The sequence below is a fragment of the Streptomyces sp. JK94 genome, assembly GCF_053613315.1.
The window spans coordinates 15,331-40,876 of record NZ_JBSICH010000026.1; the positions used below are offsets into that span (position 1 = coordinate 15,331).

The 25,546-nt window shown below is 72.8% G+C and carries 23 protein-coding genes and 1 pseudogene; 18 read left to right on the top strand and 6 right to left on the bottom strand.

Features of this window, described 5'->3' with window-relative positions; all coding sequences use genetic code 11:
* Positions 1–119: 119 nt before the first annotated feature.
* The 11 genes from ACVV2G_RS22860 (at position 120) to ACVV2G_RS22910 (ending at position 10,170) form a co-directional block, all read left to right on the top strand.
* Positions 120–797, top strand: coding sequence for a response regulator (locus ACVV2G_RS22860; RefSeq protein WP_453844610.1), 678 nt, complete (start codon positions 120–122; stop codon positions 795–797).
* 166 nt (positions 798–963) lie between these two features.
* Positions 964–3,711, top strand: a complete 2,748-nt coding sequence (locus tag ACVV2G_RS22865) for a DNA translocase FtsK (RefSeq protein WP_453844611.1) — start codon at positions 964–966, stop codon at positions 3,709–3,711.
* Positions 3,712–3,972: 261 nt separating this feature from the next.
* A complete protein-coding gene (locus tag ACVV2G_RS22870) occupies positions 3,973–4,833 on the top strand; it encodes a helix-turn-helix domain-containing protein (RefSeq protein WP_453844612.1) in 861 nt (286 codons plus the stop codon).
* A gap of 94 nt (positions 4,834–4,927) precedes the next feature.
* A complete protein-coding gene (rimO, locus tag ACVV2G_RS22875; RefSeq protein WP_453844613.1) occupies positions 4,928–6,409 on the top strand; it encodes a 30S ribosomal protein S12 methylthiotransferase RimO in 1,482 nt (493 codons plus the stop codon).
* On the top strand, positions 6,406–7,209 hold the full coding sequence (gene pgsA / locus ACVV2G_RS22880; RefSeq protein ID WP_453844614.1) for a CDP-diacylglycerol--glycerol-3-phosphate 3-phosphatidyltransferase: 804 nt from the start codon (positions 6,406–6,408) through the stop codon (positions 7,207–7,209). The genes rimO and pgsA overlap by 4 nt, the downstream gene beginning before the upstream one ends.
* The gene (locus ACVV2G_RS22885) at positions 7,206–7,751 is read left to right on the top strand and encodes a CinA family protein (protein ID WP_453844615.1); all 546 of its coding nucleotides are present in this window, start codon (positions 7,206–7,208) and stop codon (positions 7,749–7,751) included. Before pgsA ends, ACVV2G_RS22885 begins: the two co-directional genes overlap by 4 nt.
* Before the next feature lie 109 nt (positions 7,752–7,860).
* Positions 7,861–8,241 carry a helix-turn-helix domain-containing protein gene (locus tag ACVV2G_RS22890; RefSeq protein WP_003973269.1) on the top strand — a complete coding sequence of 127 codons (381 nt, stop codon included), beginning with the start codon at positions 7,861–7,863 and terminating at the stop codon, positions 8,239–8,241.
* Positions 8,242–8,466: 225 nt separating this feature from the next.
* Positions 8,467–8,937 (top strand): Dps family protein, encoded by a 471-nt coding sequence (locus ACVV2G_RS22895; RefSeq protein WP_453844616.1) that lies wholly within the window; start codon positions 8,467–8,469, stop codon positions 8,935–8,937.
* 7 nt (positions 8,938–8,944) lie between these two features.
* A complete protein-coding gene (locus ACVV2G_RS22900; RefSeq protein WP_453844617.1) occupies positions 8,945–9,244 on the top strand; it encodes a hypothetical protein in 300 nt (99 codons plus the stop codon).
* A 60-nt stretch (positions 9,245–9,304) separates the two neighbouring features.
* A complete protein-coding gene (locus tag ACVV2G_RS22905; RefSeq protein WP_453844618.1) occupies positions 9,305–9,685 on the top strand; it encodes an ArsR/SmtB family transcription factor in 381 nt (126 codons plus the stop codon).
* The gene (locus ACVV2G_RS22910) at positions 9,685–10,170 is read left to right on the top strand and encodes an SRPBCC family protein (RefSeq protein WP_453844619.1); all 486 of its coding nucleotides are present in this window, start codon (positions 9,685–9,687) and stop codon (positions 10,168–10,170) included. Before ACVV2G_RS22905 ends, ACVV2G_RS22910 begins: the two co-directional genes overlap by 1 nt.
* A gap of 145 nt (positions 10,171–10,315) precedes the next feature.
* On the opposite strand, the gene ACVV2G_RS22915 is transcribed toward ACVV2G_RS22910, so the two are convergent.
* The 3 genes and pseudogenes from ACVV2G_RS22915 to ACVV2G_RS22925 all read right to left on the bottom strand — a co-directional run bounded on the left by ACVV2G_RS22915 (position 10,316) and on the right by ACVV2G_RS22925 (position 16,276).
* Entirely contained in the window at positions 10,316–11,155 is an 840-nt protein-coding gene (locus tag ACVV2G_RS22915; RefSeq protein WP_453844620.1) for an Fpg/Nei family DNA glycosylase, read from the bottom strand.
* Positions 11,156–11,173: 18 nt separating this feature from the next.
* A pseudogene (locus ACVV2G_RS22920) lies at positions 11,174–11,566 on the bottom strand (hypothetical protein); the annotation flags it as partial.
* 447 nt (positions 11,567–12,013) lie between these two features.
* Positions 12,014–16,276 carry an ATP-dependent helicase gene (locus ACVV2G_RS22925; protein ID WP_453844621.1) on the bottom strand — a complete coding sequence of 1,421 codons (4,263 nt, stop codon included), beginning with the start codon at positions 16,274–16,276 and terminating at the stop codon, positions 12,014–12,016.
* Between the two features lie 166 nt (positions 16,277–16,442).
* On the opposite strand from ACVV2G_RS22925, the gene ACVV2G_RS22930 reads away from it, so the two are divergent.
* From ACVV2G_RS22930 to ACVV2G_RS22940, 3 genes are read left to right on the top strand one after another with little or no spacing between them, the layout of a single operon-like run.
* The gene (locus ACVV2G_RS22930; protein ID WP_453844622.1) at positions 16,443–17,309 is read left to right on the top strand and encodes an AraC family transcriptional regulator; all 867 of its coding nucleotides are present in this window, start codon (positions 16,443–16,445) and stop codon (positions 17,307–17,309) included.
* Positions 17,306–18,052 carry an AzlC family ABC transporter permease gene (locus tag ACVV2G_RS22935; RefSeq protein ID WP_453844623.1) on the top strand — a complete coding sequence of 249 codons (747 nt, stop codon included), beginning with the start codon at positions 17,306–17,308 and terminating at the stop codon, positions 18,050–18,052. The genes ACVV2G_RS22930 and ACVV2G_RS22935 overlap by 4 nt, the downstream gene beginning before the upstream one ends.
* A complete protein-coding gene (locus ACVV2G_RS22940) occupies positions 18,049–18,357 on the top strand; it encodes an AzlD domain-containing protein (RefSeq protein WP_453844624.1) in 309 nt (102 codons plus the stop codon). Before ACVV2G_RS22935 ends, ACVV2G_RS22940 begins: the two co-directional genes overlap by 4 nt.
* Positions 18,358–18,363: 6 nt before the next feature.
* On the opposite strand, the gene ACVV2G_RS22945 is transcribed toward ACVV2G_RS22940, so the two are convergent.
* Positions 18,364–19,317 carry a hypothetical protein gene (locus ACVV2G_RS22945; protein WP_453844625.1) on the bottom strand — a complete coding sequence of 318 codons (954 nt, stop codon included), beginning with the start codon at positions 19,315–19,317 and terminating at the stop codon, positions 18,364–18,366.
* An 80-nt stretch (positions 19,318–19,397) separates the two neighbouring features.
* Between ACVV2G_RS22945 and ACVV2G_RS22950 the strand changes: the two genes are divergently transcribed.
* On the top strand, positions 19,398–19,592 hold the full coding sequence (locus ACVV2G_RS22950; protein ID WP_453844626.1) for a DUF3046 domain-containing protein: 195 nt from the start codon (positions 19,398–19,400) through the stop codon (positions 19,590–19,592).
* A gap of 60 nt (positions 19,593–19,652) precedes the next feature.
* Positions 19,653–20,927 (top strand): AI-2E family transporter, encoded by a 1,275-nt coding sequence (locus ACVV2G_RS22955; RefSeq protein WP_453844627.1) that lies wholly within the window; start codon positions 19,653–19,655, stop codon positions 20,925–20,927.
* Positions 20,928–21,001: 74 nt separating this feature from the next.
* Here the strand turns inward: ACVV2G_RS22955 and ACVV2G_RS22960 are convergent, their stop codons facing one another.
* Positions 21,002–21,202 (bottom strand): DUF2191 domain-containing protein, encoded by a 201-nt coding sequence (locus ACVV2G_RS22960; protein ID WP_453844628.1) that lies wholly within the window; start codon positions 21,200–21,202, stop codon positions 21,002–21,004.
* A gap of 280 nt (positions 21,203–21,482) precedes the next feature.
* Here ACVV2G_RS22960 and recA point away from each other — a divergent pair, with 280 nt between their 5' ends.
* Together recA and recX are read left to right on the top strand one after the other, a co-directional pair.
* Entirely contained in the window at positions 21,483–22,601 is a 1,119-nt protein-coding gene (recA, locus tag ACVV2G_RS22965) for a recombinase RecA (RefSeq protein WP_453844629.1), read from the top strand.
* A 3-nt stretch (positions 22,602–22,604) separates the two neighbouring features.
* Positions 22,605–23,504, top strand: a complete 900-nt coding sequence (gene recX, locus ACVV2G_RS22970; protein WP_453844630.1) for a recombination regulator RecX — start codon at positions 22,605–22,607, stop codon at positions 23,502–23,504.
* Between the two features lie 334 nt (positions 23,505–23,838).
* Here recX and ACVV2G_RS22975 read toward each other — a convergent pair whose 3' ends face one another.
* Entirely contained in the window at positions 23,839–25,455 is a 1,617-nt protein-coding gene (locus tag ACVV2G_RS22975; protein ID WP_453844631.1) for an FAD-dependent monooxygenase, read from the bottom strand.
* Positions 25,456–25,546 lie beyond the last annotated feature (91 nt).

Below are 25,546 nucleotides of genomic sequence, written 5' to 3' on the forward strand. Positions count from 1 at the left end.
CGATGACCGGCACAAGGACGGACGGCGCAAGGGAGCCGTCCCCCGGGGCGGCGCCCGCCGGTGCTGCCCCGAGTCCTGCGGACAGGGGAGGCCCCACGCCGGGGCGAGGAGGGCGGGCCATGGTGCAGAAGGCCAAGATCCTCCTGGTCGATGACCGGCCGGAGAATCTGCTGGCGCTGGAGGCGATCCTCTCGGCGCTCGATCAGACGCTGGTGCGGGCATCGTCCGGGGAGGAAGCGCTCAAAGCACTGCTCACGGACGACTTTGCGGTCATTCTGCTGGACGTCCAGATGCCGGGCATGGACGGATTCGAGACCGCCGCGCACATCAAGCGACGGGAGCGGACCCGGGACATCCCGATCATCTTCCTGACCGCGATCAACCACGGTCCGCACCACACCTTCCGGGGGTACGCGGCGGGCGCGGTGGACTACATCTCCAAGCCGTTCGACCCGTGGGTGCTGCGCGCGAAGGTCTCCGTCTTCGTCGAGCTCTACATGAAGAACTGCCAGCTGCGCGAGCAGGCGGCGCTGCTGCGCCTCCAGTTGGAGGGCGGCGACAAGGCCGCGGCCGGTGAGGCGGCCAAGGAACCGGCGGGGCTGCTCGCCGAGCTGTCGGCGCGGCTCGCGGCCGTGGAGGAGCAGGCCGAGGCGCTCTCCAAGCAGCTGGGCGACGAGTCGACGGACGCGGCGGCCGTGGCGACGGCGGCCCATCTGGAGCGGAAGCTCACCGGACTGCGTCGGGCGCTGGACGCCCTGGAGCCGGGCACGTCCGGGGGCCAGCCGGCGGTCAACTGAGGCCCCGTCGGCGGATCGGCCCGGGGAGGCAGTCCGGCTCCGTCCGTGAGGACAGGTCAGCCCCCGTACCGGAAGCGTCAGTTCCGGGCTTCCGTACGAGCGACACGAACGGGTGAAGCGGTGGGCACACGTGTCGACCGCCGTCTCCCCCGGTAACCTCACACCTATGGCCTCACGTCCCTCCGCAGCCAAGAAGCAGCCCGCGAAGAAGGCGGTCGCTCCCGCGAAGGGTCCGGCGAAGAAGGCCGTCGCCAAGAAGGCCCCCCCGAGGAAGGCGCCCGCCAGGAAGGCCGCGGCCAGGAAGCCCGCGCCCCGACCGGCACCCAGCCCCACCGGAGGCGTCTACCGGCTCGTACGCGCCCTCTGGCTGGGCATCGCGCACGCCGTCGGTGCCGTCTTCCGCGGTGTGGGACAGGGCGCGAAGAACCTCGACCCCGCGCACCGCAAGGACGGCGTCGCGCTGTTGCTGCTCGGCGTCGTGCTGATCGTCGCCGCGGGCACCTGGGCCGACCTCAAGGGCCCCGTCGGCGACCTCGTCGAGATCCTGGTCACCGGCGCCTTCGGCCGGTTGGACCTGCTCGTGCCGATCCTGCTCGGGACCATCGCCGTGCGCCTGCTCCGGCACCCCGAGAAACCCGAGGCCAACGGCCGTATCGTGATCGGCCTCTCCGCGCTCGTGGTCGGCGTCCTCGGCCAGGTGCACATCGCCTGCGGTTCACCGCCCCGTGACGACGGCATGCAGGCGATAAGGGACGCCGGCGGCCTCATCGGCTGGGGCGCGGCGACCCCGCTGTCGTACACGATGACCGACGTCCTGGCCGTGCCGCTGCTCGTGCTGCTCACGGTCTTCGGGCTGCTGGTCGTCACGGCCACCCCCGTCAACGCCATCCCGCAGCGGCTGCGGCTGCTCGGGGTGCGGCTCGGCCTCGTCCGCGACGTGGAGGCGGACGCTTTCGCCGACGACGACGAGCGGTACGACGAGCAGTGGCGCGAGGCGTTGCCCGCGCGGCCCCGCAAGCGCGGCGGCCCGGCCGCCGACGAGCCGTACGACCCCGACGCGGCCGAGCACGAGGCCCTCACCCGGCGTCGCGGCAGGCCCCGGCGGTCCGCCGTGCCGCAGCCCGAGAACCGGCCGATGGACGCCGTGGACGTCGCCGCGGCGGCGGCCGCCGCGCTCGACGGCGCCGTGCTGCACGGGATGCCGCCGTCGCCGCTGGTCGCCGACCTCACCCAGGGGGTGAGCACCGGGGAGCGGGAGTCGACGACGCCGACCCCGACGCCGGTGCCGGCCGCGCGTCCGCAGCCGGGGAAGCTCAGGAAGGAAGCCGCCAGGCCTTCCGGACAGGAGCCCGCGGGCGGGGTCCCCGACCTCACCAAGACCCCGATCCCCAAGGAACGGGAGATGCCGACGAGGGCGGAGCAGCTCCAGCTCTCCGGCGACATCACCTACTCCCTGCCGGCCCTCGACCTCCTCACGCGCGGCGGCCCCGGCAAGGCGCGCAGCGCCGCCAACGACGCCATAGTCGCGTCGCTGACCACCGTCTTCACCGAGTTCAAGGTCGACGCCGCCGTCACCGGCTTCACCCGTGGGCCGACGGTCACCCGGTACGAGGTCGAGCTGGGGCCCGCCGTGAAGGTCGAGCGGATCACCGCGCTGACCAAGAACATCGCGTACGCCGTCGCCAGCCCCGACGTGCGGATCATCAGCCCGATCCCCGGCAAGTCGGCGGTCGGCATCGAGATCCCCAACACCGACCGGGAGATGGTCAACCTCGGCGACGTGCTGCGCCTCGCGGAGTCCGCGGAGGACGACGACCCGATGCTGGTGGCGTTCGGCAAGGACGTCGAGGGCGGCTACGTCATGCACTCGCTGGCGAAGATGCCGCACATACTGGTCGCCGGCGCCACCGGCTCCGGAAAGTCGTCCTGCATCAACTGCCTGATCACCTCGATCATGATGCGGGCGACCCCGGAGGACGTCCGGATGATCCTGGTCGACCCCAAGCGGGTCGAGCTGACCGCGTACGAGGGCATCCCGCACCTGATCACGCCGATCATCACCAACCCGAAGCGGGCCGCCGAGGCGCTCCAGTGGGTCGTGCGCGAGATGGACCTGCGCTACGACGACCTCGCGGCCTACGGCTACCGGCACATCGACGACTTCAACCGCGCGGTGCGCGAGGGCAAGGTCAAACCGCCCGAGGGCAGTGAGCGCGAGCTCCAGCCGTATCCGTACCTGCTGGTGATCGTGGACGAGCTGGCCGACCTGATGATGGTCGCGCCCCGGGACGTGGAGGACGCCATCGTGCGCATCACGCAGCTCGCGCGTGCGGCCGGCATCCACCTGGTGCTCGCCACCCAGCGGCCCTCCGTGGACGTCGTCACCGGCCTGATCAAGGCCAACGTGCCCTCCCGGCTGGCGTTCGCCACCTCGTCCCTGGCGGACTCGCGGGTCATCCTCGACCAGCCCGGTGCCGAGAAGCTGATCGGCAAGGGCGACGGCCTCTTCCTGCCGATGGGCGCGAACAAGCCGACCCGTATGCAGGGCGCGTTCGTGACCGAGGAGGAGGTCGCGGTCGTCGTCCAGCACTGCAAGGACCAGATGGCGCCCGTCTTCCGGGACGACGTCACCGTCGGGACCAAGCAGAAGAAGGAGATCGACGAGGACATCGGCGACGATCTCGACCTGCTGTGCCAGGCGGCCGAGCTGGTCGTCTCGACGCAGTTCGGGTCGACCTCCATGCTCCAGCGCAAGCTGCGCGTCGGCTTCGCCAAGGCCGGGCGTCTGATGGACCTGATGGAGTCGCGGAGCATCGTGGGGCCGAGTGAGGGCTCGAAGGCCCGTGACGTTCTCGTGAAGCCGGACGAGCTGGACGGAGTGCTCGCGGTGATCCGGGGGGAGTCTGAAGGGTAGGAGACGGTATGCGAGGGTTTCGCCGACGGGGGGGGGGCACGCCGGCCGGCCGATCGTGACTCACCCGTTAGGGATCATTGAGCAACCGTTTCCTCAAGAGGTACGTCAAGTTGAGGGAAGCGACGAACAGGTAGTCGACCATCCGGAGACCGGGCCATTCCGATGGCGTACAAAGTCGTATCGCCCGGTTGCCCCACCCGTTTGTACCCCCCCTAAACTGAACGTCCAGCGCAGGCGGTTATACGCTCGAAAGGCGCCCCCGTGTCCAAAGGCAACTTCCCTGAAGACGAGCGTCCGATCGAAGACGTGTCCCAAGACGTCCCCGAAGGCGTTCCTGCGGAATCCCGTCCCTCCGTCGGCCGTGTCCTGCACCAGGCGCGGATCGCCGCCGGACTGACCGTCGACGACATCAGCACGGCCACCCGCGTCCGGATCGCCATCGTGCACGCCATCGAGGCGGACGACTTCACGCCGTGTGGCGGAGACGTCTACGCGCGCGGTCACATCAGGACCCTGGCCAAGGCAGTCGGGCTCGACCCGGCCGAACTGCTCGCGCAGTTCGACGCCGAGCACGGCGGGCGCCCCGCGCCGACACCCGCCGCGCCCCTGTTCGAGGCGGAACGCATCCGTCCCGAGCGGCGCGGACCCAACTGGACCGCCGCCATGGTCGCCGCGATCGTGGCGGTGATCGGTTTCGTCGGCTTCACGTTCGTCAAGGGCGACGACGGCAGCACCGAGGCGAGCGTCGCCGAGGGCTCCCGGCCGTCGGCCGGCGAGTCCGCCTCGGCGAGCGCCGAGCCGAAGAAGCCGGCCGCCCCGAAGCCCGCACCGACCGACAGCGCGATCGCCGCCGCGCCCCGCGACAAGGTCACCGTCAAGGTCAGTGCCACCCAGGGTCCCAGCTGGATCTCCGCCCACGACCACAACGGACGGCAGATCTTCGACGGCCTGCTCAAGCAGGGCGACTCCGAGACCTTCCAGGACAACGAGGAGGTCCGGCTCGTCCTCGGCGACGCCGGCGCCATCCAGCTGTACGTCAACGGCAAGACGATCGAGGACGACTTCCAGCCCGGTTCCGTGCAGCGCCTGACGTACACGAAGGGCGACCCGCAGGCCGGCTAGCGGCAGCCCGCGGGGACGGGTCCGCACGGGGTCGGCCGGGATCGGCCAACCCCGTCGACGTGGGCTGTCGGCGGGACGAAGTAGTCTTGAGCCCATGCCTGAAAGCCGTACCGTCGCACTCGTCACCCTTGGCTGCGCCCGTAACGAGGTGGACTCGGAGGAGCTCGCAGGCCGTCTGGAGGCGGACGGCTGGAAGCTCGTCGAGGACGCCGAGGAAGCGGACGTCGCGGTCGTGAACACGTGCGGTTTCGTCGAGGCCGCCAAGAAGGACTCCGTCGACGCCCTCCTGGAGGCCAACGACCTCAAGGGCCACGGCAGAACGCAGGCCGTGGTGGCGGTGGGCTGCATGGCCGAGCGGTACGGCAAGGAGCTCGCCGAGGCTCTTCCCGAGGCCGACGGCGTACTCGGCTTCGACGACTACGCGGACATCTCCGGCCGCCTGCAGACCATCCTCAGCGGTGGCGTCCACGCCGCCCACACCCCGCGCGACCGGCGCAAGCTGCTGCCCATCAGCCCCGCCGAGCGGCAGGAGGCCGGCGCCGCCGTCGCCCTGCCGGGACACGGCCCCACCGACCTGCCCGAGGGCGTCGCCCCCGCCTCCGGACCCCGCGCGCCCCTGCGCCGCCGCCTGGACGGCTCCCCGGTCGCCTCGGTGAAGCTCGCCTCCGGCTGCGACCGACGCTGCTCCTTCTGCGCCATCCCGTCCTTCCGGGGCTCCTTCATCTCGCGCCGCCCGAGCGACGTGCTGAACGAGACGCGGTGGCTGGCCGAGCAGGGCGTCAAGGAGATCATGCTGGTCTCCGAGAACAACACCTCCTACGGCAAGGACCTCGGCGACATCCGCCTCCTGGAGTCGCTGCTGCCGAACCTCGCCGACGTCGACGGCATCGAGCGGGTGCGCGTCAGCTACCTTCAGCCGGCAGAGATGCGCCCCGGTCTCATCGACGTGCTGACCTCCACCCCCAAGGTCGTGCCCTACTTCGACCTGTCCTTCCAGCACTCCGCGCCGAACGTGCTGCGCGCGATGCGCCGCTTCGGCGACACCGACCGCTTCCTGGAACTCCTGGACACCATCCGGGGCAAGGCCCCCGAGGCGGGCGTGCGCTCCAACTTCATCGTGGGCTTCCCCGGTGAGTCCGCCTCCGACCTCGCCGAACTGGAGCGGTTCCTGAACCACGCGCGGCTGGACGCCATCGGCGTCTTCGGCTACTCCGACGAGGAGGGGACCGAGGCGGCCACCTACGGCGACAAGCTGGCCGAGGACGTCGTGGCCGAGCGGCTGGCCCGGGTGTCCCGCCTCGCGGAGGAACTCGTCTCGCAGCGGGCCGAGGAACGCGTCGGCGCGACCGTGCGCGTGCTCGTCGAGTCCGTGGACGAGGCCGGCGAAGGGGACGGCGTGCGTGGCCGCGCGGAGCACCAGGCACCCGAGACGGACGGCCAGGTGCTGCTCACGAGCGGCGAAGGCCTGAGTGTCGGTCGTATGGTCGACGCGAAGGTGGTCGGTACGGAGGGTGTCGACCTGGTGGCCGAACCGCTGCTGGGATCGCCCGAGTGGAGTGAGGAGGCCGGCAGATGACCGGAGCCCCGGCGTCCGCGGCGGGCGGCTCCTCCGGTGCGCGCAGGGCCGGCCCGCGCGGACCCTCGGGAGCCGCGCAGGAACCGGCGGAGCGGACCGGCCCCGGAGGCGCGACGGAAAGAGACGCCGCTCAGCGGGGCACCGTCCCACGGGGGGCGACCGAGGGCGGTGCGGCAGGGCGCGGTGGCAAGCTCGCGGCCGCGGCCGTCAACCAGGCGAGTGTCTGGAACGTCGCCAATCTGCTGACGATGCTCCGACTGCTCCTGGTGCCGGGCTTCGTCGCGCTGATGCTCGGCAACGGCGGATACGACCCGGCCTGGCGCTCGTTCGCCTGGGCGGCCTTCGCCATCGCCATGATCACCGATCTCTTCGACGGTCACCTGGCGCGTACCTACAACCTCGTCACCGACTTCGGGAAGATCGCCGACCCCATCGCCGACAAGGCGATCATGGGAGCGGCGCTCGTCTGTCTGTCCGCGCTGGGTGATCTGCCGTGGTGGGTGACGGCCGTCATCCTCGGCCGGGAACTCGGGATCACCGTGCTGCGTTTCGTGGTCATCCGGTACGGCGTCATCCCGGCGAGCCGCGGCGGCAAACTCAAGACCCTCACCCAGGGCGTGGCCGTCGGCATGTACGTCCTGGCGCTGACGGGGCCCCTGGCCACTCTGAGGTTCTGGGTGATGGCGGCGGCGGTCGTCCTGACCGTCGTGACCGGGCTGGACTACGTGAAACAGGCCATTGTGCTGCGCCGTCAGGGAATCGCCGAGCGCAGAGCGGCGTTGAAGGGGACGGAAGCTTGAGTTCCACGGCCGTCGACGTGGTGCGACTACTCACCGTCAAGGGCGAGACCCTCGCCGTTGCCGAGTCGCTGACCGGAGGCCTGGTCGCCGCCGAGATCACGGCGGTCCCCGGGGCATCCAGGGCGTTCCGCGGATCCGTCACCGCGTACGCGACGGAGCTGAAGCGGGAGCTGCTCGGCGTCGACGGGGCGGTGCTCACGGCACGCGGAGCGGTGGACGCGCAGGTCGCAGCCCAGATGGCGGCAGGCGTCCGCGCGATGCTGGGCGCCGACTGGGGTATTGCGACGACGGGCGTCGCCGGCCCGGACGCGCAGGACGGACAGCCCGTCGGGACGGTCTTCGTGGCCGTCGACGGGCCTTTCGGAGAAAACAATCGTTCCGCCTCTGGCGGAAAAGTGGAGGCGCTGCGGTTGAACGGCGACCGCGCGGAAATTCGTATGGAGAGTGTACGGAGCGTACTCGCACTCCTTCTGCGGGAGCTTGCGGGCGAACAGACCGGGAATGAGCGGGCACAGGATACGGAACGGAACGGGGGGTTTTGATGTTTGCAGCCCTGAGTGAACACGACATCGCTCCCCGCACGGCCGCGGCGCGAGGCGGTACGGTGGGGCGTGAAGGATGCGGTTACGCGGTCCGAGGAGGGAGCCACCGATGATTCTGCTCCGTCGCCTGTTGGGTGACGTGCTGCGTCGGCAGCGCCAACGCCAGGGCCGTACTCTGCGCGAAGTCTCCTCGTCCGCCCGAGTCTCACTCGGCTATCTCTCCGAGGTGGAGCGGGGGCAGAAGGAGGCGTCTTCCGAACTGCTCTCCGCCATCTGCGACGCGCTGGACGTACGGATGTCCGAGCTCATGCGGGAAGTCAGCGACGAACTCGCCCTCGCCGAACTGGCCCGGTCCGCTGCGGCCACGCCCAGCGAGACCGTACCCGCACCGGTGCGCCCGATGCTGGGTTCCGTCTCGGTGACCGGTGTGCCACCGGAGCGGGTGACCATCAAGGCGCCCGCGGAGGCGGTGGACGTCGTCGCCGCCTGAGCGCCGAGAACGTGTGCGTGCGAGGCCCCGGTCGGGGCCCTTCCGGGAGACCGGAGGGGAGCGGCCGGGGCCTCCGCATGTGCGGGGCGGCTCTTCCGCGCGACCGCCGGGCTCGTGCGGGGGGCGGGTGAGGGGCATCGGCACCGATTCGTCCGGTTTGCCGGTCTCTGGCCATGCGGTCATCGTGGAGGGACATGGCCGGGGGGCCGACCGACGGAGGTGTGCATGTACGTCGTGAAGAGCCCGTTGTCCGACGCCGACCTGAAGACCGTCTCCGAGGCGCTGCAAGGCGGCCTCGTCGACCTGGTGGACCTGGCTCTGGTGGCGAAGCAGATCCACTGGAACGTGGTCGGTCCGCGGTTCCGGTCCGTGCACCTCCAGCTGGACGAACTCGTCGACACCGCCCGCGCGCACTCGGACACCGTGGCGGAGCGCGCTTCGGCGCTCGGGGTGTCCCCGGACGGGCGGGCCGCGACCGTGGCCGTCGGCAGCGGTATCGACGTGACGCCCGAAGGGTGGGTCGACGACAGCACCGCGGTCCAGGCGATCGTGGACGCCCTGGGAGCGGTGATCGCGCGGATGCGTGAGCGGATCGCCGCGACCGGGGATCCGGATCCCGTGAGCCAGGACATCTTCATCCAGATCACGGCCGACCTCGAAAAACAGCACTGGATGTTCCAGGCCGGGAACGGATGACGCGGTTGTGACGCCGGTGCGGACTGCTCGCCGGGCGGCCGCGCTGGGGCTCGGTGTGCTGTGGTGGTGTGCCGTGCTGCGCCTGGCACTGGAGCCCGGCGCGGGGGCGCTCGAAGGGGTGGTCGCGGTCGGCGGCTGGGGGCTGAGTGTGCTGCCGGTGCACTGCGCGCCCCGGCGCGGGGCGGCCTCGGGGGCCCTGGGGGCGGGGCGGTGGCGACGTGCCCGGCGTCCCGGCGGTGACGCCCGCGCCCCGTCCGGGGAGCGGGCGGACATGGCTTCGGGCCGGTCCGGCGTCGGAGGGCTGTGACCGCGGTCGCCCCGGCACAGCACTTTACGGCGGGCCGTGGCCGCGCTAAAGTGCAACCAAATGGTTGTAGATGGTGTTCTCGAAGAAGCCGAAGAGGGCATGGACCGCTTGTTCCAGGCCCTGGCCGACACAACGCGCCGCGACATCATCCGTCGCTGCACACGTGACGACCTGTCGGTGTCGCGGCTGGCCGAGGCCTATCCGATGAGCTTCGCCGCGGTGCAGAAGCACGTGGCGGTGCTGGAGCGGGCCGGCCTGGTGGTCAAGCAGCGCCGCGGACGGGAGCAACTGGTGCGTACCGATCCCGATGCCGTGGGACGTGCGCGGCGGGCCCTCGACGAACTAGAGACAGCCTGGCGCGGCCGTGTGGAGCGGATGTCCCGTCTGCTCGACGAGGACGTGGGGCACGACGTGCCCCACCCGACGGAAGGACAGGACTGATGAGTGTCACCAGTTTGGACAAGGATCTCGACCAGCTGACCCTCACCCTGGTCGCCGACTTCACCGCGCCCGTCGCACGGGTGTGGCAGCTGTGGTCCGACCCCCGGCAGCTGGAGCGCTGGTGGGGCCCGCCGAGCTACCCGGCCACGGTCGAGCAGCACGATCTGACGCCGGGTGGGGACGTCACCTACTTCATGACCGGGCCGGAGGGTGACACGTTCCGGGGCTGGTGGCGGATCACCTCGGTGAACCCGCCGGTGTCCCTGGAGTTCACCGACGGCTTCGCCGACGCGGACGGGGTGCCGAACGCCGACATGCCGACGACCTCGACCCGGGTGACGTTCACCGAGCGGGACGGCGGCACCCGCATGGCTATGCGCTCGGTCTTCGACACGCGGGAGCAGATGGACCAGCTCATGAAGATGGGCATGGAGGAAGGACTGCGGGAGGCGGTCGGCCAGATGGACGGCCTGCTCACGGGCTGAGCCCGCCGGCCCGTCCCGTCGGCCGAGTGCCCCCGGTTCGAGCCCGGCCGGGGCCGTGCCGCCGGCCCCGGTGGGACGGCCCGGGCCGACGCCCGGGTCCCGTGGGCCGAGTGGCGGCGGTACCGGGCCGGCGGGGACGGCCGTGTCAGCGTCTCCCGCGTCGTCGCCCGGTACCGACGGAGCCGCCCGGGCGCGGTGCCGGCCCGGCCTGGCAGGTCGGGCACCAGTACGTGGGACGTTCGCGGGACCCGTCGCCCTGGTCCGCCAGCCGGACCGGCGTGCCGCAGCGCAGGCAGGGGCGCGACGCGCGGCCGTACACGAACAGGTCCTGGCCGCGCAGGCCCGTCGTACGGCGTATGGGGCGGTCGCGGTTGGCCTCCAGGAGCTTCTTCGCGAGTGCGGGCAGCTGCACCGCGCGTGCGGCGGGCAGGTCCCCGACGGGGAGCCAGGGGGTGACGCCGAGGAGGAAACAGAGCTCGCACTTGTAGACGTTGCCGACACCGGCGAGATTGCGCTGGTCGAGCAGGGCCTCGCCGAGCGGACGGGCAGGGTCCGCACGCAGATTGACCAGGGCCCGTCCGGGGTCCCAGTCCGGGCCCAGCAGGTCCGGGCCGAGATGGCCGACGGCGCGCTCCTCGTCGGCGGTGCGGAGGATCTCCAGCACTGGGAGGCGGTAGCCGACTGCCGTGCGGCCGGTGGTCCCGAGGATCACCCGGATCTGGTGCGCCGGTCCGCCGCTCCAGCGCTGACCGGCCGCGAACACCTTCCACGAGCCGTCCATCCGCAGATGCGAGTGCACCGTCAGACCGCCCTCGACGCGCGTGAGCAGATGCTTGCCACGCGGAGTGACGTCCAGGACCACGCGGCCGGTGAGATCGGCGGTGGCGTACCGGGGCACGCGGAAGTCGCTGCGGATCAGCACCTCGCCCGCGAGGGCGTCGTGCAGTCGCCGTGCGGCCTGCCAGACCGTGTCTCCTTCGGGCATGGGACAAGAGTGACAGGCTCACGCCCTGATCCGCAGGCCGCGCGGGGTGGCGATGAAGCCCGCCTCCTCCAGGAGGGGGCCGAAGGGGGACGTCAGAGCCGCCGTGCCGTTGACCCGCTCCACCGTCACCGTGCCGAGGGAACCGGAGCGCGCAGCCGTGCCAAGTGCCTCCGTGGCGGCCCGCAGCCGGAGGTCGTCGGTGGGGGAGCCGTCCGGATCGGAGGGCCAGAGCAGCAGCGTCTTGCCGCCGCGCTCCATGTAGAGCGCCGGCTCGCCCTCGACGAGCACCACCAGGGACCCGGCCTTGCGGCCCGGTTTGTGCGTGGCACCGGTCGGGGGCTCGGGCCAGGTCAGGGCCGCTCCGTAGGCGTTCGCCGGGTCGGCGGCCGCCAGGACGACGGCCCGCGGACCGGCGGAGGGGAGGCCGCGACGGCCGGGGAAGCCGGTGTCGAACGCGCCGCGCGGGCCACCGGAACCGCCCTGCCCGCCCCCTCCGCGCGGGCCGCCGGCGCCCGGAGCGGCGAAGCCGGGCGGGGAGACGTAACCTCCCCGGGAGGGCGGCAGGTGCTGCGGGGCCGCGAGGGAGCCGCCGGACCGTCCGGGGGCGCCGGTGTCCCCGGCACCGCTGGACGGGAAGTCGTCGAAGGGGAAGTCGCCGAGGGGGTCACCTGAACCGTCGGAGTCCCGGGAGTCCCCGGAGCCGTCGACACCGGGGGAGATGTCGGAAGGGGTGCCGGGGCCGCCGCTGAAGTCCGCTCGCCCGGACCGGTCCTCGCCACGGTCCCGGGGGGGGGGGGGGGGGGGGGGGGGGGGGAAGGAGGGCTACATGGCGAAATACGCCGCACCGAGCACTCCCTCCTACCCGGCTCTTCCCCCCCCCTTTCCCCGCTCGTTCCCCCCCGCACGCAGCCGGTCGACGGCGCCCTCCATGGCGAACTGCGCCGCGCCGAGCCCTTCCACGACGTATCCGCGCCGGGCCTGCCCGCTCTCCTCGAAGGCGGCCAGGATCCGGTACACCGCCGAGAAACCGCCCTCGACGCCCTCGGCGGCCACGGCGCCGCGGGTCACCACGCCGTGCCGGTCCAGGAGGGCGCGGGCCAGGGCGTGCGCGCGCACCGTGGCGTCGGCCTCGCGGTCCGGGAGCAGCGACCAGCGGCCGGCCACGGTCGGCGGGCCGGTGCGGGACGCGGGGCGGGCGGCGGCCGTCAGTGAGCCGTAGCGCCCGCGAGGCACCCCGCGCTTGGCGCGGTGGGCGGTGGAGCCCGCGGTGCGGCCGGAGCCCAGCAAGGAGCGCAGGGGCGCGAGCGTGTCGTTGGTCAGCCGGCCGGACCAGGACAGCTCCCACAGGGCGTCGGCCAACTGCGGATCGGTGACGCCGGGGTGGGTGGTGGCGCGCACCTGGTGGGCGATCTGCCGGAAGAACAGGCCGTACCCGCCCGAGAGGGCGCTCAGGACGGACTCGTGGAGGGCGGTCGTCTCCAAGGGGTGCGGGGGCGGCAGGAGCAGGGGAGCCGCGTCCGCGAGGTAGAGCGACACCCAGCCGTCCTTCCCGGGGAGCGAACCGGCCCCCGCCCACACCACCTCACCGGCCGCCGTGAGCTCGTCCAGCATCGCCGGGTTGTAGTGCGCCACGCGTGAGGGCAGGACCAGCTTCTCCAGGGCGGAGGCGGGTACGGAGGCGCCCTGCAACTGCTCGACGGCACGGACGAGACCGTCGATTCCGCGCAGCGCGTGTCCCTTGCCGACGTGCTGCCACTGGGGCAGGAACTGCCCGAGCGCGGCCGGCGGAACCGGCTCCAGCTCGTGCCGCAGAGCGGCCAGGGAGCGGCGCCGCAGCCTGCGCAGGACGGTCGCGTCGCACCACTCCTGGCCGATGCCGGCCGGATGGAACTCGCCCTGCACGACCCGGCCCGCCGCGGCGAGCCGCTGCAGGGCGCCCTCGGTCACCGCGACGCCCAGGCCGAAGCGGGCCGCCGCGGTGACCGACGTGAACGGCCCGTGGGTGCGGGCGTGCCGGGCGAGCAGGTCGCCGAGCGGGTCCTTGACCGGCTCGGTGAAGGCCTCGGGCACGCCGACGGGCAGCGCCGTGCCCAGCGCGTCGCGCAGCCGGCCCGCGTCCTCGACGGCAGCCCAGTGGCCGGCACCGGCGATGCGCACCCGGATCGCCCGGCGGGCGGCGGCCAGCTCCTGCGCCCAGTGGGGTTCGGCGCCCCGCTCGGTGAGTTCGGCGTCCGTGAGCGGGCCGAGCAGACGCAACAGGTCCGCGACGCTTTCCGGGTCCTTGGCGCGGCGGTCCTCGGTGAGCCACTGCAGCTCGCGCTCCAGCTCGGTGAGCACCTCCGCGTCGAGCAGCTCGCGCAGCTCCGCCTGGCCGAGCAGCTCGGCGAGCAGCCGCGAGTCCAGGGACAGGGCGGCGGCACGGCGTTCGGCGAGCGGCGAGTCGCCCTCGTACAGGAACTGGGCGACGTACCCGAAGAGCAGGGAGCGGGCGAAGGGGGACGGCTCGGGCGTGGTGACCTCGACCAGGCGCACCTTGCGGGAGTCCAGGTCGCCCATCAGATCGACCAGGCCGGGGACGTCGAAGACGTCCTGGAGACACTCGCGGACCGCCTCCAGGACGATCGGGAACGAGCCGTACTCGCTCGCCACCTCCAGCAACTGCGCGGCGCGCTGGCGCTGCTGCCACAGCGGGGTCCGCTTGCCGGGGCTGCGGCGCGGCAGCAGCAGCGCGCGGGCGGCGCACTCGCGGAAGCGGGACGCGAACAGGGCCGAACCCCCCACCTGGTCGGTGACGACGCGGTCGACCTCGCCCTTGTCGAAGACCACGTCGCCCGCGCCGACGGGCGCCTGCTCGGCGTCGTACTCCGATCCGGGCTTCGCCGGCTCCCCGTCGAGCAGGTCCAGGCCCATCAGGTCGGCGTCCGGCAGGCGCAGCACGATCCCGTCGTCGGCGTGCATGACCTGGGCGTCCATGCCGTACCGCTCGGTGAGCCGGGCGCCGAGGGCGAGGGCCCAGGGGGCGTGGACCTGGGCGCCGAAGGGGGAGTGGACCACGACCCGCCAGTCGCCCAGCTCGTCCCGGAAGCGCTCCACGACGATGGTGCGGTCGTCGGGGATGTGGCCGCAGGCCTCGCGCTGCTCGTCGAGATAGGCCAGGACGTTGTCCGCGGCCCAGGCGTCCAGACCCGCGGTGACCAGGCGGAGCCGGGCGTCCTCCTTGGTGAGGGAGCCGACCTCGCGCAGGAACGCGCCCAGGGCCCGGCCCAGCTCCAGGGGGCGGCCCAGCTGGTCGCCCTTCCAGAACGGCAGCCTGCCCGGCACACCGGGGGCGGGGGAGACCAGGACCCGGTCGCGGGTGATGTCCTCGATGCGCCAGGAACTGGTGCCGAGCGTGAAGACGTCGCCGACGCGCGACTCGTAGACCATCTCCTCGTCCAGCTCGCCGACCCGGCCGCCGCCCTTCTTCGGGTCGGTCCCGGCGAGGAAGACCCCGAAGAGCCCGCGGTCGGGGATCGTGCCGCCCGAGGTGACGGCGAGGCGCTGGGCGCCCGGACGGCCGGTGACCGTGCCGGTGACCCGGTCCCACACCACGCGCGGGCGCAGCTCGGCGAAGGCGTCGGACGGGTATCGGCCCGCGAGCATGTCCAGGACGGCTGTGAAGGCCGATTCCGGCAGCGAGGCGAAGGGGGCGGCGCGGCGGACGCTGGCGAGCAGGTCGTCGACCTGCCAGGTGTCCAGCGCGGTCATCGCCACGATCTGCTGGGCCAGGACGTCCAGCGGATTGGCCGGGATCCTGAGCGCCTCGATGGCGCCGCTGCGCATCCGCTCGGTGACCACGGCCGCCTGCACCAGGTCGCCGCGGTACTTGGGGAACACGACGCCCGTGGACACGGCGCCGACCTGGTGCCCCGCGCGGCCGACGCGCTGGAGGCCGGAGGCCACGGAGGGCGGCGACTCGACCTGGACGACGAGGTCGACGGCGCCCATGTCGATACCCAGTTCGAGACTGGAGGTGGCGACGACCGCCGGCAGGCGGCCCGCCTTCAGGTCCTCCTCGACCAGGGCCCGCTGCTCCTTCGAGACGGAGCCGTGGTGGGCGCGGGCGATCACCGTGGGGGCGCCCTGGGCGGCTCCCGAGCCGCCCATGAGTTCGGCGGGGGAGTGGTGCTCGTCCAGGGACTCCCCGGTCGCCCGCTCGTACGCGATCTCGTTGAGCCGGTTGCACAGGCGCTCGGCCAGGCGCCGGGAGTTGGCGAAGACGATCGTCGAGCGGTGCGACTGGACGAGGTCGGTGATCCGCTCCTCGACGTGCGGCCAGATCGACGGGCGCTCCGCGCCCTCGTCGCCGTCCGCGGCCGGGGAGCCGCCCAGCTCCCCCAGGTCCTCGACCGGGACCACCACGGAGAGGTCGAACTCCTTGCCCGAGACCGGCTGGACGATCTCCACCTTCCCGCGCGGGGCGAGGAACCGGGCGACCTCGTCCACCGGGCGGACCGTCGCCGAGAGACCGATACGCCGGGCCGGCTTCGGCAGCAGGTCGTCCAGCCGCTCCAGGGTGAGGGCCAGGTGGGCGCCGCGCTTGGTGCCCGCGACCGCGTGCACCTCGTCCAGGATCACCGTCTCGATGCCGGTCAGCGCGTCGCGCGTGGCCGACGTCAGCATCAAAAACAGGGACTCCGGGGTCGTGATCAGGATGTCCGGCGGGCGGGTCGACAGGGCGCGACGCTCGGCGGCCGGGGTGTCACCCGAACGGATGCCGACCTTGACCTCGGGCTCGGGCAGGCCCAGACGGACGGATTCCTGGCGGATTCCGGTCAGGGGGCTGCGGAGGTTGCGTTCGACGTCGACGGCCAGGGCCTTGAGCGGCGAGACGTACAGGACGCGGCAGCGCTTCTTGGGATCGGCCGGCGGGGGCGACGAGGCCAGCTGGTCCAGGGCGGCGAGGAAGGCGGCCAGCGTCTTGCCCGAGCCGGTGGGAGCCACCACCAGCACGTCCGACCCCTGCGCGATCGCCTGCCACGTTCCCGCCTGGGCGGCGGTGGGCTCGGAGAAGGCCCCCGCGAACCAGCCGCGGGTCGCGGGGGAGAAGCCGTCCAGGGCTCGGTGTGCGGAGCTGACCATGGATCCATCGTGCACCCGAGCACTGACAATCGGCCCGAGGCGGCCGGCCGCGCAGGGGGCGCCCTGGACGGCGGTGCCCGGCGGGACAGGAAGGGCCGGTGGGGACAGGGCCCGGTGGCGACAGCGGAGGTGGAGGCCGTGGAGTTCGGTGACGGAGAATGGGCGTATGACGATTTCGGGTGAGCGGGCACGGCACTGGAGGTACGCGGAGCTGCCCCACGTCGACCTGCTGCGGGCCCGGTACATACGGAAGACCTTCGTCCGCCACACGCACGAGCACTTCGTCATCGCCGCCATCGCCGACGGAGTGGACGTCTTCCACCACGGGGGAAGCGACCAGTACGCCGGTGCGGGATCCCTCGCCCTGGTCAACCCCGACACCCCGCACACGGGACGGGCCGGAGGACCGGAGGGATGGCGCTACGGGGCCGTCTACCCGGCGCCCGAACTCGTGGCGGGGATCGCGGCCGAAACGACCACGCTGCGTGGAGCGCCCGGGTTCGTCCGGCCGGTGCTCGACGACCCGTACGCCGTCGAGCTGGTGCACCGCGTACTGCGGGCCGCCGACGAGGGAAACGCGCTCGCCGCCGACACGTTGCTGAGGATGGCCGTGACCCGGCTGCTGCGGTTGAACGGCGGCCCGCTGCCGCGACGGCGGGTGCGGACGGCCGGCGCCGGGAGCGCGGCACGCGCGCGTGCCGCGCTGGAGGAGCGGATGGCCGACCCGCCGAGCCTGGAGCGGCTCGCCGGGGAGCTGGGAACCAGTCCCTTCGCGCTGCTGCGCGCCTTCCGGGACGCCTACGGGATGCCGCCCCACGCCTGGCTGACGGACGCCCGTGTGCGCCGGGCGCGGCGGCTGCTGGACGCCGGGACGGCCCCGGCCGAGGCCGCCGTCGCCGTGGGCTTCACCGACCAGCCGCACCTGAACCGGCACTTCACCCGGATCGTGGGCGTGCCTCCCGGGGCGTACCAACGCGAGCGCAAGAACGTACAAGACGCGCGGCGGTGGTCTCTCCTACCGTCCGAGGCGTGACAGAACAGACAGTCGATCCCGGCACGCACGTCGTCGAGGCCAAGCCGGACGCCGCCGTCGTACGGGACGCCCTCGGGGTGGGAGTAGCCGTCGGACTGTCCGGGTTCGCCTTCGGGGTGACCTCGGCGGGCAGCGGACTGACACTGCCGCAGACGTGCGCGCTCAGCCTCCTGGTGTTCACCGGGGCCTCCCAGTTCGCGCTCGTGGGGGCGCTCGCGGCCGGCGGGAACCCGCTGACCGCCGCCGCGGGAGCCTTCTTCCTGGGCGTGCGCAACGCCTTCTACGGGCTGCGGCTGTCGCAGTTGCTGGCCCTCCCGCGCGCGGTGCGGCCGTTCGCCGCGCAGTGGGTCATCGACGAGACCACGGCGGTGGCCCTCGCGCAGCCCACGCGGCGCGGCGCCCGGATCGGCTTCACCGTCACCGGGCTCAGCCTGTACCTGCTGTGGAACCTGACCACACTGCTCGGCGCGCTGGGTGCGGAGGCCATCGGGGACACCGACGCCTGGGGGCTCGACGCCGCCGGCCCCGCGGTCTTCCTGGCACTGCTCGCGCCGATGCTGCGCACCACCACCGAGCGCGTGGTGGCCGCCCTGGCCGTCCTTCTGGGGCTCGGCCTGCTGCCCGTGCTGCCCGCGGGCGTACCCGTCCTGGTGGCCGCGCTGGCGGCGCCCGTCGTCCTGTGGGCGCGGGGACGCCGCGCGGACGACACGGCCGGGGATCCCGCGCGGGAGGGAGGGCGGTGAGCGTCTGGATCGCCATCGGCGTGACGACGGTGGGCTGCTACGCCGTCAAGCTCCTCGGATTGCTGGTGCCCGCGGGCGCGATGGAACGGCCCCTGGTCCGGCGCCTCGCCGCCCTGCTGCCCGTCGCCCTCCTGGCCGCGCTCACCGCCCAGCAGACCTTCGCCGACGGACAGGCGCTCGTGCTCGACGCACGGGCCGCGGGGGTCGCCGCGGCCGCCCTCGCCCTGCTGCTGCGCGCACCGTTCCTGCTCGTCGTCGCCGCAGCCGTGGCGGTGACCGCGGGGGTACGAGCCCTCGGTGGGTGAGCCGCGTCAGCCGAGGGAGCGGCCGTAGGCCCGGAGCGTGCGCAGGGCCTCCAGCGTCACCACCGGGCGGGCTTCCAGGGCGGGGGCGGGTGCCCAGCGGCGCCGGCGGACGGGCCAGCCCCCGTCGTCCTCCTGCTCCGACGCGAGGAAGTCGAGGGAGCGGGTGATCTCGTCGTCCGTGAACCACGCGCGCGCGAGGGAGCGCGGGCGCCTCGCGTAGTCGTGGGGGAAGTGGCGCTCGCCCGGGGCGCAGCCGGGGAAGACCGGGTACGCGTCGAGGTGGTCCGGGTCCAGCACCGCGAGGCGCTGCTCACGCACCAGGCGGCCCAGCCGGCCGGCCGACGCCTCGGCACGCGGGCGGTCGGGAGCGGCGTCCAGGAAGGCCACGGCGGCCTCGACCTCGTACGGATGCGAGGCCTCCAGCGACTCGACCGCCTGCCAGCAGAAGTCCGTGGCCCGGAACAGCCAGGCGTGCCAGACCTCGTTGCGGTGCAGCAGGCCGACCACCGGACCGGTGGCGAGCAGCTCACCGGGCGGGTCGTCCACGACCGGCACGAAGGGCGCGGCCGGATGCCCGTGCCGGCTGGGACGGACCGCCGGCAGGGCACCGTCCGGGGTGGACACGGACGTCAGATGGCGGCACATCCGCTCCACACGCTGTCCGCCGCAGCGTCCGACGGCGTCCAGGACGCGCAGGGCGCGCGCGGTGTGCAGCGGCTGGCTGACGGGACCGCGCAGATCGGGCTCCAGGGCGTGGCCGTATCCGCCGTCCTCGTTGCGGTAGGCGTCCAGCGCGGTCTCCACCGGGCCGGCCTCGCCTCCGCGGAAGTGGTACCTGAAGAGGCGCTGTTCCAGTACGCGCGCGGTGAGCCAGACGAAGCGCTCCGCGCGCGCGAGCGCGCAGGACGCCGCGGCGGGCCGGGGCGGCTGGGGAAGTGGGGGAGCTTCGTTCTCGGCCATGGTCAGACCGTAGGGCGCACAGCGGCCCCGGCACGTGGTCCCGGCGCGGGGCCCACCCTCAGGGGCGGGATACTGGGGTCATGCGGTTGACGGTCTTCTGGGAGCGGATGACGGATCACTTCGGTCCGGGTTACGCCGACACCTTCGCGCGCGACCACGTGATGTCGGAGCTGGACGGTCGTACGGTGCACGAGGCGCTGGACGCCGGCTGGGATGCCAAGGACGTGTGGCGGGTGGTCTGCACCGTCATGAACGTGCCCCAGGAACAGCGCTGATCGGTCACGGAGACCGCCGGACGGTACTGCGACGTCGTCGGCGTGGGCGAGACTTGGTCCGTGGCACCCACTGACGAGTCCGGGCAGGCGACCCGGCACGCACCCCCGCCCGGCACGACGCCGTCCCCCGGCACCGCCGGCGGCACCGCCGGGCCCGGCGCCCGCATGCCGCGCTGGCTGCCGCGCGCCATGGTGCTGGCGCTCACGCTCATCGCCGTCTTCCAGCTGGGCAGCTGGGCCTTCCTCCAGCTCACCGGCCTGCTGATCAACATCCTCATCGCGTTCTTCCTGGCCCTCGCCGTCGAACCCGCGGTGAGCTGGATGGCCGCACGCGGGCTGCGCCGCGGGCTGGCCACCTTCCTCGTCTTCCTCGCCGTGCTGGTCGCCACCGCGGGGTTCGTCACACTCCTCGGCTCCATGCTCGCGGGCCAGATCGTCAAGATGGTCGAGGACTTCCCGGACTACCTCGACTCCGTCATCAACTGGGTCAACGGCCACTTCCACACCGAGCTGAGGCGGGTCGACATCCAGGAGGGCCTGCTCCGCTCCGACTGGCTGCGCAACTACGTGCAGAACAGCGCCACCGGCGTCCTGGACGTGTCGGCCCAGGTGATCGGCGGCCTCTTCCAGCTGCTGACGGTTCTGCTGTTCTCCTTCTACTTCGCCGCCGACGGGCCCCGGCTGCGGCGTGCGCTCTGCTCCGTCCTGCCGCCCGCCCGGCAGGCCGAGGTCCTGCGCGCGTGGGAGATCGCCGTGGACAAGACCGGCGGCTACCTGTACTCGCGCGGCCTGATGGCGCTGGTCTCCGGCATGGCGCACTACATCCTGCTGGAGATCCTGGAGGTGCCCTACGCCCCGGCGCTCGCCGTGTGGGTGGGCCTGGTGTCGCAGTTCATCCCCACCATCGGCACGTACCTCGCGGGCGCGCTGCCCATGCTGATCGCCTTCACGGTCAACCCCTGGTACGCGCTGTGGGTACTGATCTTCGTGGTGATCTACCAGCAGTTCGAGAACTACGTACTGCAGCCCAAGCTCACCTCCAAGACCGTGGACATCCACCCGGCGGTCGCCTTCGGCTCGGTGGTCGCGGGCGCGGCCCTGCTCGGCGCCGTCGGCGCGCTGATCGCCATCCCGGCGGTCGCCACGCTGCAGGCGTTCCTCGGGGCCTATGTCAAGCGCTACGACGTCACGGACGATCCGCGTGTCCACGGACGCCGGGGCCCCCGGTCGGGGCCCCCGGCACCGACGCGCCTGCGGAAACTGTGGGCCCGGCGGCCGGAGCCCGGAGGTTCCACCACCGCGGGAGCCGTGGAGGGCGGCTCCGGCTCCTCCTGAGGACCGCGCCGGCATGATGCCGGCCCCCACGCCGTACGCAGAGGGCCGACCGGTCCGGCCGGCGGCCGGGCGGATCAGCCCTGCGGCTCCTGCGGCTTGGCGTCGACCTCCCGCAGGTTCCGGTCCTTGGACCCGGTCCGGGTCTCCGTGCGGTGGCCGCGGGCGATGTAGTCCCGCACCACCGCCTCGACGGCGTCCTGGGGCGAGCCGATGCCGGACAGGACCATCACCTCCACCGCCAGTTCCGCGTCGAGACTGATGCTGACCTTGGCCATGGCGTCCCCCTCATCTCGCGGTGCGTCCGCACTCTAGCCACCCGGCCACCGGTCCGGCAGACGTACGCTCGGAGGTGCCGCGTGGTGCGCTTGACACGAAAATCGAACATCCATTCTCATGGAGGCTCCGGCGAGGCTCGTGACGGGCGATTCGACTGGGTTTGGACGGAGAAGTGCCCGAGTTATCCACAGGCCGGACCCGCATCGGGGTGGATTGTCAGTGGCAGGCATTAGCGTCTTTGACGTGAAGCGATCGAATCAAGCAAACCGGGTGGAACCCATGGCAGGAACCGACCGCGAGAAGGCTCTGGACGCCGCACTCGCACAGATTGAACGGCAGTTCGGCAAGGGCGCGGTCATGCGCATGGGCGACCGGTCCAAGGAGCCCATCGAGGTCATCCCGACCGGCTCGACCGCGCTCGACGTGGCCCTCGGCGTCGGCGGCCTGCCGCGCGGCCGCGTCATCGAGGTCTACGGCCCCGAGTCCTCGGGCAAGACGACCCTGACCCTGCACGCCGTGGCGAACGCGCAGAAGGCCGGCGGCCAGGTCGCGTTCGTGGACGCGGAGCACGCCCTCGACCCCGAGTACGCGCAGAAGCTCGGCGTCGACATCGACAACCTGATCCTGTCCCAGCCGGACAACGGCGAGCAGGCCCTGGAGATCGTGGACATGCTGGTCCGCTCCGGTGCCCTCGACCTCATCGTCATCGACTCCGTCGCGGCCCTCGTGCCGCGTGCGGAGATCGAGGGCGAGATGGGCGACAGCCACGTCGGTCTGCAGGCCCGCCTGATGAGCCAGGCCCTGCGGAAGATCACCAGCGCGCTCAACCAGTCCAAGACCACCGCGATCTTCATCAACCAGCTCCGCGAGAAGATCGGCGTGATGTTCGGCTCCCCCGAGACCACGACCGGTGGCCGGGCGCTGAAGTTCTACGCCTCGGTGCGACTCGACATCCGACGCATCGAGACGCTCAAGGACGGCACCGACGCGGTCGGCAACCGCACCCGCGTCAAGGTCGTCAAGAACAAGGTCGCGCCGCCCTTCAAGCAGGCCGAGTTCGACATCCTCTACGGCCAGGGCATCAGCCGCGAGGGCGGCCTGATCGACATGGGTGTGGAGCACGGCTTCGTCCGCAAGGCGGGCGCCTGGTACACGTACGAGGGCGACCAGCTCGGCCAGGGAAAGGAGAACGCGCGCAACTTCCTGAAGGACAACCCCGACCTCGCCAACGAGATCGAGAGGAAGATCAAGGAGAAGCTGGGCGTCGGAGTACGGCCCGAGGAGCCGGCGGCCACCGAGACGGGACCGGACGCCGCGGCGGCCGAACCCGCACCGGCGGTGCCCGCGCCCACGACCGCCAAGGTCACCAAGGCCAAGGCCGCGGCAGCCAAGAGCTGACCCGTGACACGACGAACCGACTGGGCCGAGTACGCCTACCCGGATGCCGCTTCGCGGGAGCGTGGCCGCAGGAGACCGGGTGACCAGGGCTCCGCCGGGACGGACGACGGCGCGTACGGGGTGGCTGCGGCTCCGTACGAGACGGACCTGTCCGCCGCGGCGGATGTCCCGGCCGGTCCTTTCGCGTCGTACGGCACCGGGGGAGCGTGCGATGCGGGGGAGACGTACGACGCGGGTGCACCCGGCGTCGGCGAGGCGCGTCGCGGTGATGGCGGGGCGCGTCGCGCGGGCGGACGGGGCAGGAGAACGGGCGGCGGCCGTGGGCGGCGCGAGCGCGCGGAGCCGTCCGCCGAGGACGGAGGCGCCACTTCCTCGTCGAGGGCCGAGAAGGGGGAGCCTCCGCGGGACCCGGTCGAGCAGGCAAGGGCGATCTGCCTGCGCCTGCTCACCGGGACCCCGCGCACACGCAAACAACTCGCCGACGCCCTGCGCAAGCGCGAGATTCCCGACGAGGCCGCCGAGGAGGTGCTGGCCCGGTTCGAGGAGGTCGGACTGATCAACGACAGCGCCTTCGCGGACGCCTGGGTGGACTCCCGGCACCACGGCCGCGGGCTGGCCCGGCGCGCGCTCGCCAGGGAGCTGCGGACCAAGGGTGTCGAGTCCACGCTCATCGACGCGGCGGTCTCCCGGCTCGACTCCGAACAGGAGGAGGAGACAGCGCGCGATCTCGTCGCCCGGAAGCTGCGCGCCACCCGCGGCCTCGACCGTGACAGGAGGCTGCGCCGCCTCGCGGGCATGCTGGCCCGCAAGGGCTACCCCGAGGGCATGGCCCTGCGGGTGGTCCGCCAGGCGCTGGAGGAGGAGGGCGAGGACACGGAGTTCCTCGACGACGGGGAGGACTGACCCGCGGCACCACGCCGGCCCAGTGACGTGACGGGGACGACGCGCGGGCCAGGGGCCGACCGGGGCTCCTCCGCCCGTTCGACGCGCTCGATGACTTGGGCGCCGGGGGATCACGCCGTTCCCCTCGCAGGGCGGCGCGCGCCGGATCCACCCCAGCAGCGCCGTACCGGCCTCGTAGCGCGCAATCGCCCCCGGGCGCCGGGCGGCCGGCAAGAGCATCCCCCGGCCACCCCCCCGGGCGCCGGCAGCAGCATCCCCAGCCACCATCCACCGGGCGCCGACAACAAAGCGTCCTCCCGGCCAGCGGCCGCCGGCCGCTGGCGCCGCAGGCCGGTCAGCGGGACCCGGCCGTGGCTCCCGCCTCCGACGCCGTCTCCGTGGCCGTCCTCGCCCCGCCCAGCGTCGCCTCGGCCGCCGCGTACAGGTCGGCCGGACGCACCCCGCTCAACGCCGTGACCAGGTGACCGTCGGGCCGTACCAGCAGCACCGTGTGCGCCGCGGCGCCCGGATAGGCCTCGGCGACCAGCAACTCGGCCCGGCACGGCAGGGCCGTCACCGCCGCCGCCAGCCGGGGCATGATCCCGGCGGTCACCCAGTGCTTGCGGTCCCACACACCCGTGCCCGGCGCGACCAGCACCACCAGCAGTGCCCCGCGCCCGAGCCGGTCGCGCAGTCCGACGAAGGTGCCGTCCTCCGCCGTGACCCGCACATCGGTGACGGGCTCCCCGGGCGGGGTGCCGACGGCCACTTCCCCGGCGAGGCCGGCAGGCGCCAGCGGCGACGCGGCGTACGTCCCCGGCGCACCGAGCGCTCCGCGCCCCAGATGACCGTCCGCGAGCAGCGCGTCGTTGCCTCGCGCCGCGCCCGGGACGTAGGAACGCAGGCCGCCGCCGCCACGCAGCAACGGCAGCACCTGGTCGGCGGCGCGCAGCCGGGCGGCGATCGCCGTGCGCCGCTCCTCCTGGTAGCTGTCGAGCAGTGCCTCGTGCGGCCCGTGGTGCCAGACCAGGGCCAGTTTCCAGGCGAGGTTGTCGGCGTCCCGCAGCCCTTCCTCAAGGCCCTGGGTGCCCAGCGTGCCCAGCAGGTGGGCCGCGTCCCCGGCGAGGAGCACGCGGTCCACCCGCCAGCGGCGGGCCAGCCGGTGGTGGACCGTGTGGACCCCGGTGTCGAGGAGTTCGTACGAGGGCATCGACCCGTCGGCCCAGCCGGTGAGAGTCTCACGGACCCGGTTCACCAGGAGTTCCGGTGTGACGAGGTCCTTTCCGGGAGGCAGCAGCCAGTCCAGGCGCCACACGCCGTCGGGCAGGGGGCGGGCGACGATCTCACCGGCCGACGGACCGGACGTGCGCCATGGCGGCGACCGGTGGAGCAGCGCCTCGTCCGTCCAGGGGAGTTCGGTGCGCAGCGCGGCGACGGCGTACCGTTCCACCGCCGTACGGCCGGGGAAGCGGATGTCCTGAAGCTTGCGGACGGTCGAGCGGGAGCCGTCGCAGCCGACCAGGTAGCTGCCCCGCCACCAGGTTCCGCCGGGGCCCCGGGTGTGAGCCGTGACGCCGGAGGTCTCCTGCTCGATGCCGTCGAGACGGCTGTCCACCGCCGTCTCGACGAGCGGATCGTGGGCGATCGCGGTACGCAGGACACCGGTCAGCTCGTGCTGGGCGAGGTGCAGCGGCGCCGGATCGGTCTCCCCGAACTCGACCCGACGGATCACCTGCTTGCGCCGCACCGACCGCCATCCGGCCCAATGGGTACCCAGCCCCGTCAGGCGGGTGCCGGTGAGCCGTTCGACGAGGGCGACGGTGTCCTCGCCCAGGACGACGGTGCGCGAGGGGCGCGGCTCGTCCTTGCCCGGCCCCTCGTCGAGGACGACGCAGGGCACCTCCTGCCGCGCCAGCGCCAGGGCGAGCGTGAGCCCGACGGGCCCCGCTCCGGTGATGATCACCGGGTCCACGGCGCGGCGCCCCCTGCCCGTGGCGGCGTCCCGGGAGACGTGGGTGAACAGGACATTGGAGCAGGGTGCACGGTCACAGAACGTATGCAAC

Excerpts from the sequence above, each read along its gene's own strand:
- rimO (WP_453844613.1), top strand. The coding sequence starts at position 4,928 with ATGCCTGAAAGCCGTACCGTCGCACTCGTCACCCTTGGCTGCGCCCGT.
- ACVV2G_RS22915 (WP_453844620.1), bottom strand. The coding sequence starts at position 11,155 with ATGCCCGAAGGAGACACGGTCTGGCAGGCCGCACGGCGACTGCACGAC.
- ACVV2G_RS22950 (WP_453844626.1), top strand. The coding sequence starts at position 19,398 with ATGCGGTTGACGGTCTTCTGGGAGCGGATGACGGATCACTTCGGTCCG.
- ACVV2G_RS22860 (WP_453844610.1), top strand. The coding sequence starts at position 120 with ATGGTGCAGAAGGCCAAGATCCTCCTGGTCGATGACCGGCCGGAGAAT.
- ACVV2G_RS22925 (WP_453844621.1), bottom strand. The coding sequence starts at position 16,276 with ATGGTCAGCTCCGCACACCGAGCCCTGGACGGCTTCTCCCCCGCGACC.
- ACVV2G_RS22905 (WP_453844618.1), top strand. The coding sequence starts at position 9,305 with ATGGTTGTAGATGGTGTTCTCGAAGAAGCCGAAGAGGGCATGGACCGC.
- pgsA (WP_453844614.1), top strand. The coding sequence starts at position 6,406 with ATGACCGGAGCCCCGGCGTCCGCGGCGGGCGGCTCCTCCGGTGCGCGC.
- ACVV2G_RS22895 (WP_453844616.1), top strand. The coding sequence starts at position 8,467 with ATGTACGTCGTGAAGAGCCCGTTGTCCGACGCCGACCTGAAGACCGTC.
- ACVV2G_RS22930 (WP_453844622.1), top strand. The coding sequence starts at position 16,443 with ATGACGATTTCGGGTGAGCGGGCACGGCACTGGAGGTACGCGGAGCTG.
- ACVV2G_RS22960 (WP_453844628.1), bottom strand. The coding sequence starts at position 21,202 with ATGGCCAAGGTCAGCATCAGTCTCGACGCGGAACTGGCGGTGGAGGTG.
- ACVV2G_RS22910 (WP_453844619.1), top strand. The coding sequence starts at position 9,685 with ATGAGTGTCACCAGTTTGGACAAGGATCTCGACCAGCTGACCCTCACC.
- ACVV2G_RS22890 (WP_003973269.1), top strand. The coding sequence starts at position 7,861 with ATGATTCTGCTCCGTCGCCTGTTGGGTGACGTGCTGCGTCGGCAGCGC.
- ACVV2G_RS22865 (WP_453844611.1), top strand. The coding sequence starts at position 964 with ATGGCCTCACGTCCCTCCGCAGCCAAGAAGCAGCCCGCGAAGAAGGCG.
- recA (WP_453844629.1), top strand. The coding sequence starts at position 21,483 with ATGGCAGGAACCGACCGCGAGAAGGCTCTGGACGCCGCACTCGCACAG.
- ACVV2G_RS22945 (WP_453844625.1), bottom strand. The coding sequence starts at position 19,317 with ATGGCCGAGAACGAAGCTCCCCCACTTCCCCAGCCGCCCCGGCCCGCC.